Raw genomic sequence first — 12687 nt, 5'->3', positions numbered from 1 at the left:
TCTCAACCCTGCAAGGTTGTAGCAAGCCCGATGAAACTGTTAGCCCTAGATACCTCCACCACCTATCTGTCGCTGGCCCTGAGCCAGGGCGACGACATGCTGATCTTCCACCAATGCGTGGAGCAGAAGCATGCCGAGCGCACGCTGCCGGAGGTCTCGAAACTGCTCGCCGCCGCAGGATGCTCGCTGTCCGAACTGGACGGCATCGTATTCGGCCAAGGCCCTGGCGCCTTCACCGGCCTGCGCATCGCCTGCGGCATCGCCCAGGGCCTGGCCTACTCCGCCGACCTGCCGGTGATCGCCATTCCCACGCTGGACAACCTGGCCTACCAGGCTGGCGTGGGTCAGGTGCTCGTTTGCTTCGACGCCCGCATGCAACAGGTGTACAGCGCGCATTATCGAACCGGCCCGGACTGGGAGAGGCTAAGCCCCATCCGGGTGGCGTCCCCCGAAGACGTGCAGCTGCTGGATGGCACCACCTTGTTGGCCGGCGATGGCTTCGACAACTATCCGCAGCTGCTGGCCGATGCGCGCGCCCGGCTGCCCCATGCCGGCCCGGTGCGCCCCCACGCATCCGCCTACATCAAGCTGGCCGAGAGCGGCCGCTACCCAGCCACTCATCCGCGCGACGCCGAATTGCTCTATGTGCGCAACAAGGTGGCGCTGACCTCGGTGGAACAGCAACAGGCGCGCCAACGATGAGCCGCGTACGCCGCTTCACGCCGGACAATCCCCAGCTGCTAGCCGATCTGGAACAGCTGGCGACCCCGCATCCTTGGAGGGTGGGACAATACCGCGACAGCCTGGAAGCCGGCTACCCGTGCTACGGTCTGTTCGACGAGCAGGACGCGCTGCAAGGCTTCGCGCTGATCATGCGCGTGCTGGACGAGGCGGAGATTCTCAATATCGTTGTCGCGCGCGAGCACCAGGGCAAGGGCCTGGGCATCCAACTGATGCAAGCGATGCTGCAGGATCTGCGCGACGACTGCTGCCGGCGGCTGTTCCTGGAAGTCAGGGAAAGCAATGCCATCGCGCGCAAACTCTACCAGCGCTGCGGCTTCCGCCAATGCGGGTTGCGCAAGAACTACTATCCAGCCCCCCCGGGCAGAGAACACGCCATCCTGATGGAAGCCACACTGTGAGCCGCGCCAGCCAGTTGCAACAAGAAATGGGCCTGGGTCCGGCCTGGCTGCCGCGTGACGGCTGGTTCGAGCGCCATCCCGCCCAAGTGCAACGGCAAGAGATGAGCGCCGCAGTCATAGATGCCGCGGATGAAACCGACGCGCCGCCCCTCGCGGCAGCGGCCATCCCGACCGTCGACGACAGCCCAAGCCTCGTCGCCGCAACAGCCATCACCAACCAGGCAGCGGAGCCGGCCGAGCCGCCCCCTCCGCTACCGGACGCGCCCATCGCCGAAACCCGCATCGAACTGCCGCGACTGGAGTGGCCGCAGCTGCAACGCGAAGTGGCCGATTGTCAGCGCTGCCGCCTGTGCGAAACCCGCACGCAAACGGTATTTGGCCGCGGCAATCCGCAAGCGCGCTGGATGCTGATCGGCGAGGCCCCGGGCGAGAACGAGGACAAACAAGGCCTGCCCTTCGTCGGGCGCGCCGGCCAGTTGCTGGACAATATGCTTGCCGCGGCCGGCCTGGACCGGGACCAGGATGTCTATATCGCCAACGTGCTGAAGTGCCGCCCGCCTGGCAACCGCAATCCGGCACCGGACGAGATCGCCGCCTGCAACGGCTATCTGCTGCAACAAATCCATCACATCCAGCCGACGCTGATCGTGGCGCTGGGCCGCTTCGCCGCGCAAACGCTGCTGGAAACGGCAGACTCCATCGGCCGCCTGCGCGGCAAGGTGCACCGCTACCAGGGCGTGCCGCTGGTAGTCAGCTACCACCCCGCCTACCTGCTGCGCAATCAACCGGACAAGGCCAAGGCCTGGCAAGACCTGTTGCTGGCGCGCAAGGTGTTCCGCCAAGCCGCCAACTGAAGCGCGCCGCGCCAATATCAGCCAATATCAATAGCCAAAAGGCCAGTCTCCCGACTGGCCTTTCTGCTGTGCAGCGCACCCATCAGCAAATGCATGGGTGAAAATAAAAAACCCTTCTCCGTGCACCAGAGAAGGGCTCTTCAAACAACCAGAAAACAAGCTTATTTCAGCTTGGTTTCCTTGTACAGAACATGCTTGCGGGCAACGGGATCAAATTTCTTGATCTCCATTTTTTCCGGCATAGTGCGCTTGTTCTTGGTGGTGGTGTAGAAGTGGCCGGTACCAGCAGTGGATTCCAGCTTGATCTTATCGCGCATGATGTATACCTCTGTGCCTTATCTGGTTGACCGCTTAGATCTCGCCGCGAGCGCGCAGATCAGCCAGCACTACATCGATGCCCACCTTGTCGATGGTGCGCAGTGCGGCGTTGGATACGCGCAGACGCACCCAGCGGTTTTCGCTCTCTACCCAGAACTTGCGATATTGCAGGTTCGGCAGGAAACGACGTTTAGTCTTGTTGTTGGCGTGGGAAACGTTGTTCCCGGTCATCGGACGCTTGCCGGTGACTTTGCAAACTCGCGCCATGGTTAAACTCCCAAAACCGGTAAAAGCTGGCTTTATAACATAGAAAAAGCCAGTAATTCAAGCGGAACGCGCACCCGACGCAGGACGGGCGCGCTCTCGTAATGAAACAGTCGGCGGGCATTGTAACGGATTCGCCACAACTGCGCGAGCTTTATTGTCGGACGTCTATAGTGAGTGTTGCATTCTTCGCCGAGCCCTTGCTGCAACTCGATGCAGCAAGTGATTCAACTTCGCACGATTTCAGGGTAAAATCCCGGATTCCCACAGAGCCGTAATCTCATGACCAAGTACATCTTCGTAACCGGTGGCGTGGTGTCCTCCCTGGGTAAGGGCATTGCCGCTGCGTCCATCGCCGCCATCCTCGAATCCCGCGGGCTGAAAGTCACCATGCTGAAGCTCGATCCGTATATCAATGTCGATCCGGGCACCATGAGCCCCTTCCAGCACGGCGAGGTGTTCGTCACCGAAGACGGCGCGGAAACCGACCTTGACCTCGGCCACTACGAGCGCTTCATCCACGCCAAGATGAAGAAGAGCAACAACTTCACCACCGGCCAGGTGTACGAATCGGTCATCACCAAGGAGCGCCGCGGCGACTACCTGGGCGGCACCGTGCAAGTCATCCCGCACATCACCGACGAAATCAAGCTGAAGATGAGCGAAGGCGCGGCCGATGCCGACGTCGCCATCGTCGAGATCGGCGGCACCGTCGGCGACATCGAGTCGCTGCCCTTTCTGGAAGCCATCCGCCAGATGCGCTCCAACCACGGCCGCAAGAACACCCTGTACGTGCACCTGTCCTACGTGCCCTACATCGCCACCGCCGGCGAAATCAAGACCAAGCCGACCCAGCATTCGGTGAAAGAGCTGCGCGAGATCGGCATCCAGCCGGACATCCTGCTGTGCCGCATGGACCGCGAGCTGCCGGAAGACGAAAAGCGCAAGATCGCGCTGTTCTGCAATGTGGAAGAGAACGCGGTGATCGGCTGTTACGACTCCGATTCCATCTACAAGGTGCCGGGCATGCTGCACGCCCAGGGCATAGACGACATCATCGCCGAACAGCTGCAACTGGACCTGCCCAAGGCCGACCTGTCGGTCTGGGAAGGCATCATCGACGCCATCCAGCATCCGGACCACAGCATCAATATCGCCATGGTGGGCAAGTACGTCGATCTGACCGAATCGTACAAATCGCTGACCGAGGCGCTGAAGCACGCCGGCATCCACACCCGCACCAACGTCAACATCATCTACGTTGATTCGGAAGAAATCGACCGCGACGGCGCGGAATCGCTGAAGGACATGGACGCCATCCTGGTGCCGGGCGGCTTCGGCAAGCGCGGCGTGGAAGGCAAGATCAAGGCGGTGAAGTTCGCCCGCGAAAACAATATCCCCTACCTGGGCATCTGCCTGGGCATGCAGATCGCGCTGATCGAATACGCGCGCGATGTGGCGGGCATGGCCGGCGCCAACTCCACCGAGTTCGACCTCGACACCGACTTCCCGGTGGTGGCCCTGATCGACGAGTGGGTCAACCACGACGGCAAGATCGAGAAGCGCGACGAAAACTCGAATATGGGCGGCACCATGCGCCTCGGCGGCCAGCAGTGCGATCTGGCGCCGGGCTCCCTGGCCGCGCGCGTCTACGGCAACAGCGAGATCGTCGAACGCCATCGCCACCGCTATGAAGTCAACAACTACTACATCCAGCGCCTGGAGCAAGCCGGCCTGACCATCAGCGGCCGCTCGTCCGGCCATGAAAAGCTGGTGGAAACCATAGAGCTGGCCAACCATCGCTGGTTCTTCGCCTGCCAGTTCCATCCGGAGTTCACTTCCACCCCGCGCGACGGCCATCCCTTGTTCATCGCCTACGTCAAGGCTGCGCTGGCCTATCAGGCCGACAAGCAGGGCAACTGAAGCCGATGAAGCTGTGTGGATTCGAAGTCGGCCTTGACCGGCCGCTGTTCCTGATCGCAGGCCCCAGCGTGGTGGAAAGCGCCCAGATGGCGCTGGACACCGCCGGCCGGCTGAAGGAGATCGCCGACGCGCTGGACATTCCGTTCATCTACAAGTCGAGCTACGACAAGGCCAACCGCCCCGCTCTCGGCGTGTTCCGCGGCTTTGGCATCGACCAGGGACTGCGCATTCTGGAGGATGTGCGCCGCCAGATCGGCGTGCCCATTCTCACCGATGTGCACACCGAGAACGAAGTGGTGCAGGTAGCCAGCGTAGTGGACGTGGTGCAGACGCCGGCCTTCCTGGCGCATCAGGCCGACTTCATCCGCGCGGTGGCGCAGTGCGGCAAACCGGTCAACATCAAGAAGGGGCCGTTCATGGCGCCCGGCGAGATGCAGCAGGTGATTCAGCGCGCGCGCGAGGCGGCCCGCGAGGCCAGCCTGCCGGAAGATGTCTTCCTGGCCTGCGAGCGCGGCACCTCCTTCGGTTACAATGATCTGATCGCCGACATGCGCTCGCTGGCCGTGATGCGGGAAACCGCGTGCCCGGTGGTGTTCGATGTCAGCCATTCGGCGCAATTGCCCGGCCTGCAGGCCGGCGACGCGAATCCCCGCCGCTTCATGCCGGTGCTGGCGCGCGCCGCCGTATCGGCAGGCGTGGCCGGCATCTATCTGGAGACCCACCCCGATCCCGATCGGGCGCTGTGCGACGGCCATATCGCCTGGCCGCTGCACCGCATCAAGGAATTGCTGACCACGCTCAAGGCGCTGGATGGCTTGGTCAAGCAAAATCCCTGGCTGGAGCACTCGCTGTAATAGACAGCCGGTAGAGTCCGTCCGGCAAGCCGGGCGGACCGCCTCTGCAAGTTCAACTGAAAGCTATGAAGGGAAAGACAATGAGTTCGATCGTTGACGTAGTAGCTCGTGAGATTCTGGATTCGCGCGGCAATCCGACCGTAGAAGCCGACGTCCTGCTGGAGTCCGGCGTCATGGGCCGCGCCGCCGTGCCGTCCGGCGCCTCCACCGGCACCCGCGAAGCCCTGGAGTTGCGTGATGGCGACAAGAGCCGCTACCTGGGCAAGGGCGTGCTGAAAGCCGTAGACAACATCAACACCGAAATCTGCGAAGCCATCATCGGCCTGGACGCCGCCGACCAAGTCTTCATCGACAAGACCATGATCGAACTCGACGGCACCGAAACCAAGTCTCGCCTCGGCGCCAACGCCATGCTGGCGGTATCGATGGCCGTGGCCCGCGCCGCCGCCGAAGACGCCGGCCTGCCGCTGTACCGCTACCTGGGCGGTGCCGGCCCGATGGCCCTGCCGGTGCCGATGATGAACGTCATCAACGGCGGCGAACACGCCAACAACACCCTGGACATCCAGGAATTCATGATCATTCCGGTGGGCGCGCAAACCTTCCGCGAAGCGCTGCGCATGGGCGCCGAGATCTTCCACAACCTGAAGAAGATCTGTGACAAGAAGGGCTACGCCACCACCGTCGGCGACGAAGGCGGCTTCGCGCCGAACCTGGAAAGCCATGAAGACGCGATCAAGCTGATTCTGGAAGCCGTGGACGCTGCCGGTTACGTGGCCGGCCAGGACGTGATGATCGCGCTGGACTGCGCCGCTTCGGAATTCTTCCGCGACGGCAAGTACCACCTGACTGCCGAAAAACTGTCCCTGAGCTCGGAAGAGTTCGCCGACTACCTGGAAAACCTGGTCAACAAGTACCCGATCATTTCCATCGAAGACGGCATGGCCGAACAAGACTGGGCTGGCTGGAGCCTGCTGACCGACCGCCTGGGCCAGAAGGTGCAGATCGTGGGCGACGACGTCTTCGTCACCAACCCGAAAATCCTGGCCGAAGGCATCGCCAAGGGCGTCGCCAACTCGCTGTTGGTTAAGGTAAATCAGATCGGCACCCTGTCCGAGACCCTGAAAGCAGTTGATCTGGCCAAGCGTTCCCGCTATACCTGCGTTATGAGTCACCGCTCGGGCGAGACCGAGGACAGCACCATCGCCGATCTGGCAGTCGCAACCAACTGCATGCAGATCAAGACCGGCTCCTTGTCCCGCTCCGACCGCATGGCTAAGTACAACCAACTGCTGCGCATCGAAGAAGAGCTGGGCGACGCCGCCTATTACCCGGGCCGCGCGGCCTTCTACCACCTGAAGTAATTGCATGCGCTGGCTGACCGCGACCCTGGTGTCCGTAATCCTTGCCTTGCAATGGCCGCTCTGGTTCGGCAAGGGCAGCTGGTTCAGGGTCTGGCAGCTGGACAAGCAGCTGCAGGAACAGCGGGCAATCACCCAAAAGCTGATTGCCCGCAACGCTGCTCTGGACGCGGAAGTGCGCGATCTGAAGCAAGGCAGCGATGCCATAGAGGAAAGAGCTCGTAACGAACTTGGCATGATTCGCGACGGTGAGGTATTTTTCCAATTGCTGGACTCCAGCAAGCGGCCTCCGCCGCGGGTCACCCGATAACGGACCCTCATTCGCTGAACAATCCCATGATGGCTGGCCGCCTTAAAAGCACCAAGGTTTGGGCAATGACGACACAGAACCCTATCGAAGTGGCACGCGAAACCCTGAAGCAGCTGTCATCGCGAAAACTGCTTCCGACACCAGAAAACTTCGAGCGGGTCTACCACGAGTTGACGCAAACTCCCATGGTGCGCGACAACAAGCTGGCCATATTGCTATTGCGCGCCCTGGAGACCCTCCCGCAGGACAACGTCCAGGCCAAGGTGACGTTCAATCGCCTGAAACAGGTCTGCGACGAAAACCGCTGGGAGCAGGCTCCGCAGCTGGTCATCGACTTTCTGCGCAGCAGCTTCGCCAGCCAGCAGTTGACGCAGAGCTGGGGCCTGCTGATCCAGAACCTCATCAAAAGCTGGGAAATCCGCCAGCCCGACCTTCCCCAGCATCACAAGCAAAGCACGCTCGAGCGCGTGCTGATCAATTACGGCAACCAGCCGGAAGAGCTGAATCAGAAACTGGTTGGGCTGCTACAGAACTGGAACGCCGCGCCCTCCGTGCGCGAAACCCTGCCCGGGATCGAAACCGTCAACGGCGAAAGCTCGGCGGACATCCCCATCAGCCCGGACAGTTGGCAAGCCTGGCAAAGAACGCTGGCCTTCGCCTTGAAGCACGGCCTGGAGCCGCGCTTGGCCAGCTATCCGGACCTGGTGGACAATCTGGAGGCTTTGCTGAAGGAACTGGATGGCATCGTCGACGACGAGAATCTGAACGCCTTCATGCCCAAGCTGCGCGCCTTCATGATCAAACTGGAGCTGCAGTCGCAACAGGAAGGGCGGCTCGCCACCGGCTTGGCCAATCTGCTCAAGCTGATGCTGGACAATATCGCGGAGCTCAACCGCTCGGATGACTACCTGCTGGGACAAGTTGGCTCCTTGCAGGAAATGCTGAGCCAGGAACCGCTGTCCATGCAGCAGATTTACCAGCTGGAAAGCAGCCTGAAGGAAGTCATCCGCAAGCAGGGCATGCTGAAAAGCTCGCTGGACGAAGCCGCCAGCTCCCTGCGCGCCCTGCTGGACCGCTTCGTCAGCCGGCTGGCGGCGATGACCGACAGCACCGACGAATTCCATACCAAGATCCAGAATCACAGCGAAAAGCTGAAACACACCAGCAATGTAGACGACTTGGGCGGCATCATCAGCGCGCTGATGGAAGACACCTCCATCATGCAGCTGGACCTGACCCGCTCGCGCGACGAACTGGTCTCAGCCAAAGAGCAGGTGGAAGCGGCGGAACACCGCATCCACGAACTGGAAGCCGCGCTGGAAGCCGCCAGCGCCAAGGTGAAGGAAGACCAGCTGACCGGCGCTTACAACCGCCGCGGTTTGGCCGAATACTTCCAGCGCGAGATCAGCCGCGCCGAGCGCACCGCCGCGCCGCTATCCGTGGCGCTGATCGACGTCGACAACTTCAAGCAGCTGAATGACCGTTACGGCCACCTGGCCGGCGACGACGCGCTGAAGTACCTGGTGGACACCATCAAGCACAGCCTGCGGCCGGCCGACATCGTGGCGCGCTTCGGCGGCGAGGAGTTCGTCATCCTGATGCCGGACACGCCGGAAACCGAAGCCATTCAAACCGTGCAACGGCTGCAGCGCGAGCTGACCAAGACCTTCTTCCTGGCCAACAACGACAAGCTGCTGATCACCTTCAGCGCCGGCATCGCGCGCTGGCACCTGGGCGAGCAGGAGGCAGACGTGCTGGAACGCGCCGACCACGCGATGTACCAAGCCAAGATCAATGGCAAGAACCGCGTCTGCTCTGCGGAGAATGAGATAGCCTGAGGCTGAGACAAGACAACAAAAAGGGATGGCTTAAGCCATCCCTTTTTTCATGAACCCCGCCAACGGCTTCAGCCGCCCTTCTTCATCCGCTTGCCGGCCTCGGCGCGCTGACGACGCACCTCTTTCGGGTCGGCCAGCAAGGGGCGATAGATTTCCACACGGTCGCCGTCGCGCAGCGGCGCCTCCGCTTTGACAGCCTTGCCGAAAACGCCGAGCTTCAACGCCGCCTCATCCAGCTCCGGGCACTGCGCCAGAATGCCGGACGCGCGCACGGCATCCAAGGCATGAGCGCCTGCCGGCAGCGTCACCGCCGCCAGCCATTGCCGGTCAGGCCTGGCATACGCCACTTCCACCCGCAGCCGTTCAGTCATCGCCATACTTCCTGTCCGCTTCTTGAATGAAAGCATCCACCAGCGTGCTGGAAATGTGGCCAAACACCGGCCCGATCAGCTTCTCCAGAATGCGGCTGGAAAACTGGTAGCGCAGGCTGAATTCTATCTTGCAGCCGTAATCGCCCAGCGGCTTGAACTGCCACACGCCCTCCAGCGACTCAAACGGGCCGTCCACCAGCTCCATGCGGATCGATTCGTTCTCCACATTGCGGTTGCGGGTGGTGAAGTGCTGACGCACCTTCAGGTAATCGATATGCAGGCTGGCCAATACCTGCCCGCCATCTCGCGACAACACCTCGGCCTTGCTGCACCAGGGCAGGAAACGGCTATAGTGATCGACATCCTCCACCAGCGCGTACATCTGCGCCGGCGTGTGCGCCACCAGGACGCTTTTTTCGACATGCTGCATCGGCAAAAAACCCGGCGCGGCCGGGGTCTCGAATCTGACAATCAAGCCACAATTCTAGCAAAAACCGCCCCGCTCCGCCCTTCCCGCGCCAAGCGCGCGCTATCCGGAGCAAGTGCTTTCACGTCAAACCACTGAATTTGTACGACTTTGGTTGCGTGGCGGCTTCTGCTACAATGGCGGATTCAAAGGAACCCGCCACACATGAGCATCATCCAGAACCGCAAGGCTTTCCACGACTACTTCATCGAGGAAAAACTCGAGGCCGGGCTTGTGCTGGAAGGGTGGGAGGTCAAGGCCATCCGCGCCGGCCGCGTTCAGCTCAAGGAAAGCTACGTGGACTGGAAAAACGGCGCCTTCTGGCTGATCGGCTGCCACATCACCCCGCTGCAATCCGCCTCCACCCACGTCAAACCGGACCCGGTGCGCCCGCGCAAGCTGTTGATGTCGCAGGCTGAAATCAACCGCTTCATCGGCAAGGTGGAACGCGCCGGCTACACCATGATGGCGCTCGACTTGCACTACAGCAAAGGCAACGTCAAGGCCGAAGTCGGCCTGGCCAAAGGCAAGAAGCTGCACGACAAACGCGATACCGAAAAAGACCGCGAATGGCAGCGCGAGAAACAGCGCGTGATGAAGAACCAGCGAGGCGCGGCATGAAGCGCAGCGCCGCCCTGCCCATCATGCTGATCTGCCTGGGCTGCGTCTGGCTGTTGAAGAGCACCGCTCTGCTGCCCAACACCACCACCCTGCTCGCTCTGCTGCTGTTTGCCGCCGGCGTGCTGCTATTGGCGCTGGATGGATCAACAAATCCACCCTGGTCAGCAGCCCGCTGCTGGCTTATGCCGGCGGCGCCATTTACGCGATAGACCAGCTCGGCCTGCGCACCAGCCATTTCGTGGCGCTGGGCATGGTGTTGGCCGGCGTGCTGATGCTGATCGCGCGCAGCGACCGCGTGCCCGAACGACGCGAAGCGCCGCGCCGCTTCCCGCGGCAACCCGATTGAGCGGAACCCGGCGCCTGACGCCCTGAAACCGCAGAATTATTTACAGCATTGACGATAATGGCCTTAACGGTCTGCTTTACATTTCAAGGATAGGCATGGACAAGATCCTCATTCTCGACTTCGGCTCCCAGGTCACCCAGCTGATCGCCCGCCGCGTACGCGAAGCTCACGTCTACTGTGAGCTTCATTCTTTCGACATGCCCATCGAAGAGATCCAGGCTTTCGCGCCCAAGGCCATCATCCTGTCCGGCGGCCCCAACTCGGTATACGAATCCGACTACCAGGCCGATCCCAAGCTGTTCGAGCTGGGCATCCCGGTGCTGGGCATCTGCTACGGCATGCAGTTCATGGCCCAGACCCTGGGCGGCAAGGTGGAAAGCGGCGACAAGCGGGAATTCGGCTACGCCCAGATCAAGGCGCGCCACCACTCCAAGCTGCTGGAAGGCCTGCAAGACCAGATCGACGACGCCGGCAACGGCTTCCTCGACGTGTGGATGAGCCACGGCGACAAAGTCACCCAGCTACCGGCCGGCTTCCAAGTGATCGCCGAAACGCCGTCCTGCCCGTACGCCGCCATGGCCGACGAAGCCCGCGGCTTCTACGGCGTGCAGTTCCACCCTGAAGTGACCCACACCAAGCGCGGCACGGAGATGATCCACCGCTTCGTGCTGCACATCGCCGGCTGCAAACCCAGCTGGACCATGCCCAACTACATCGACGAAGCGGTGAAGAAGATCCGCGAGCAAGTCGGCGACGAAGAGGTCATCCTCGGCCTGTCCGGCGGCGTCGATTCCTCCGTGGCCGCCGCGCTGATCCACCGCGCCATCGGCAAGCAGCTGACTTGCGTCTTCGTCGACCACGGCCTCTTGCGCCTGAACGAAGGCAAGATGGTGATGGAAATGTTCGCGCAGAACCTGGGCGTCAAAGTCGTGCATGTGCAGGCCGAAGACGACTTCCTGGCCAAGCTGGCCGGCGAATCCGACCCTGAAAAGAAGCGCAAGATCATCGGCGCGGAATTCATCGAAGTCTTCGACCGCGAATCCGGCAAGCTGACCAACGCCAAATGGCTGGCCCAGGGCACCATCTACCCGGACGTGATCGAATCGGCCGGCGCCAAGACCAAGAAGGCCCACACCATCAAGAGCCACCACAATGTGGGCGGTCTGCCGGAAGACATGAACCTGAAGCTCCTGGAGCCGCTGCGCGAGCTGTTCAAGGACGAAGTGCGCCAGCTGGGCGTGGCCCTGGGCCTGCCGCACGACATGGTCTACCGCCACCCCTTCCCTGGCCCGGGCCTGGGCGTGCGCATCCTGGGCGAAGTGAAGAAGGAATACGCCGACCTGCTGCGCCAGGCCGACGCCATCTTTATCGAAGAGCTGCGCAACACCGTGGACGAGAAGACCGGCAAGAACTGGTACGAACTGACCAGCCAGGCCTTCGCCGTGTTCCTGCCGGTGAAGTCCGTCGGCGTGATGGGCGACGGCCGCACCTACGACTACGTGGTGGCATTGCGCGCCGTGGTGACCAGCGACTTCATGACCGCGCACTGGGCCGAGCTGCCGTACAGCCTGCTGGGCCGCGCCTCGAATCGCATCATCAATGAGGTCAAGGGCATCAACCGCGTGGTTTACGACGTGTCCGGCAAGCCGCCGGCAACGATTGAGTGGGAGTAATAAGTCACTGATTTTTCATTGACTTTACCCAATCAATTGAAACCAAAAGAGGTCAGCCAAACGGCTGGCCTTTTTTCTTGACAAAATATCGGACCGGCGGATGACCGGCAAAATTGATTAAAAAAACCGTCCAAAATTTACCTGCGCCGGTCCAATACCGGTCGGAATCGCGGGCCTTGGCTCAGGACTTTTACTAGATTTAGTCCGCGACTCCACCTGAGTGACACAGCAACCAGGCCCAGGCGCTTAAACGGCTGTGTCAAAATACACTAGGGGCTGTTGACGTTTGGTGAGCGGTCGCGCCGGGATGCGTTTTGCGCCGAATCGAGGCGTTTCGCGCGCCGCA

15 protein-coding genes are annotated in these 12687 nt (G+C 61.6%); 11 read left to right on the top strand and 4 right to left on the bottom strand.

Going from position 1 to position 12687, the window contains the following annotated elements; all coding sequences use genetic code 11:
* The first annotated feature begins 30 nt into the window (after positions 1–30).
* The 3 genes from tsaB to QUG01_RS01870 are packed head-to-tail and all read left to right on the top strand — an operon-like array spanning position 31 to position 1996.
* Positions 31–702, top strand: coding sequence for a tRNA (adenosine(37)-N6)-threonylcarbamoyltransferase complex dimerization subunit type 1 TsaB (gene tsaB / locus QUG01_RS01880; RefSeq protein ID WP_500828636.1), 672 nt, complete (start codon positions 31–33; stop codon positions 700–702).
* On the top strand, positions 699–1142 hold the full coding sequence (gene rimI, locus QUG01_RS01875) for a ribosomal protein S18-alanine N-acetyltransferase (RefSeq protein WP_500828635.1): 444 nt from the start codon (positions 699–701) through the stop codon (positions 1140–1142). The genes tsaB and rimI overlap by 4 nt, the downstream gene beginning before the upstream one ends.
* Positions 1139–1996 carry a uracil-DNA glycosylase gene (locus QUG01_RS01870; RefSeq protein ID WP_500828634.1) on the top strand — a complete coding sequence of 286 codons (858 nt, stop codon included), beginning with the start codon at positions 1139–1141 and terminating at the stop codon, positions 1994–1996. Before rimI ends, QUG01_RS01870 begins: the two co-directional genes overlap by 4 nt.
* Before the next feature lie 161 nt (positions 1997–2157).
* Here QUG01_RS01870 and rpmG read toward each other — a convergent pair whose 3' ends face one another.
* Together rpmG and rpmB are read right to left on the bottom strand one after the other, a co-directional pair.
* A complete protein-coding gene (rpmG, locus tag QUG01_RS01865) occupies positions 2158–2313 on the bottom strand; it encodes a 50S ribosomal protein L33 (protein WP_017506994.1) in 156 nt (51 codons plus the stop codon).
* A 34-nt stretch (positions 2314–2347) separates the two neighbouring features.
* Complete coding sequence (gene rpmB, locus QUG01_RS01860; protein ID WP_011137003.1) at positions 2348–2581, bottom strand: 50S ribosomal protein L28; 234 nt, start codon at positions 2579–2581, stop codon at positions 2348–2350.
* 279 nt (positions 2582–2860) lie between these two features.
* On the opposite strand from rpmB, the gene pyrG reads away from it, so the two are divergent.
* The 5 genes from pyrG (at position 2861) to QUG01_RS01835 (ending at position 8864) form a co-directional block, all read left to right on the top strand.
* Entirely contained in the window at positions 2861–4501 is a 1641-nt protein-coding gene (gene pyrG / locus QUG01_RS01855; protein ID WP_500828633.1) for a CTP synthase, read from the top strand.
* A gap of 5 nt (positions 4502–4506) precedes the next feature.
* Positions 4507–5355 carry a 3-deoxy-8-phosphooctulonate synthase gene (gene kdsA, locus QUG01_RS01850; protein ID WP_199155316.1) on the top strand — a complete coding sequence of 283 codons (849 nt, stop codon included), beginning with the start codon at positions 4507–4509 and terminating at the stop codon, positions 5353–5355.
* Between the two features lie 80 nt (positions 5356–5435).
* A complete protein-coding gene (eno, locus tag QUG01_RS01845) occupies positions 5436–6719 on the top strand; it encodes a phosphopyruvate hydratase (protein ID WP_500828632.1) in 1284 nt (427 codons plus the stop codon).
* A 4-nt stretch (positions 6720–6723) separates the two neighbouring features.
* A complete protein-coding gene (gene ftsB / locus QUG01_RS01840) occupies positions 6724–7026 on the top strand; it encodes a cell division protein FtsB (protein WP_043620961.1) in 303 nt (100 codons plus the stop codon).
* Positions 7027–7091: 65 nt separating this feature from the next.
* Entirely contained in the window at positions 7092–8864 is a 1773-nt protein-coding gene (locus tag QUG01_RS01835; protein WP_500828631.1) for a GGDEF domain-containing protein, read from the top strand.
* A gap of 68 nt (positions 8865–8932) precedes the next feature.
* Here the strand turns inward: QUG01_RS01835 and QUG01_RS01830 are convergent, their stop codons facing one another.
* Both QUG01_RS01830 and QUG01_RS01825 read right to left on the bottom strand, forming a co-directional pair.
* Complete coding sequence (locus QUG01_RS01830) at positions 8933–9235, bottom strand: RnfH family protein (RefSeq protein ID WP_103319169.1); 303 nt, start codon at positions 9233–9235, stop codon at positions 8933–8935.
* On the bottom strand, positions 9228–9665 hold the full coding sequence (locus QUG01_RS01825; protein ID WP_071109124.1) for a type II toxin-antitoxin system RatA family toxin: 438 nt from the start codon (positions 9663–9665) through the stop codon (positions 9228–9230). The genes QUG01_RS01830 and QUG01_RS01825 overlap by 8 nt, the downstream gene beginning before the upstream one ends.
* A gap of 180 nt (positions 9666–9845) precedes the next feature.
* On the opposite strand from QUG01_RS01825, the gene smpB reads away from it, so the two are divergent.
* The 3 genes from smpB to guaA all read left to right on the top strand — a co-directional run bounded on the left by smpB (position 9846) and on the right by guaA (position 12341).
* Positions 9846–10322 carry an SsrA-binding protein SmpB gene (gene smpB, locus QUG01_RS01820; protein WP_255408078.1) on the top strand — a complete coding sequence of 159 codons (477 nt, stop codon included), beginning with the start codon at positions 9846–9848 and terminating at the stop codon, positions 10320–10322.
* Complete coding sequence (locus tag QUG01_RS01815) at positions 10319–10531, top strand: hypothetical protein (protein ID WP_500828630.1); 213 nt, start codon at positions 10319–10321, stop codon at positions 10529–10531. Before smpB ends, QUG01_RS01815 begins: the two co-directional genes overlap by 4 nt.
* Positions 10532–10757: 226 nt before the next feature.
* On the top strand, positions 10758–12341 hold the full coding sequence (guaA, locus tag QUG01_RS01810) for a glutamine-hydrolyzing GMP synthase (RefSeq protein WP_500828887.1): 1584 nt from the start codon (positions 10758–10760) through the stop codon (positions 12339–12341).
* The last annotated feature ends 346 nt before the right edge of the window (positions 12342–12687 follow it).

The organism is Chromobacterium sp. CCUG 76385 (assembly GCF_059916625.1).
The sequence above is the reverse complement of the archived record's forward strand: the minus strand, read 5'-3'. Positions and strand labels throughout refer to the sequence as shown.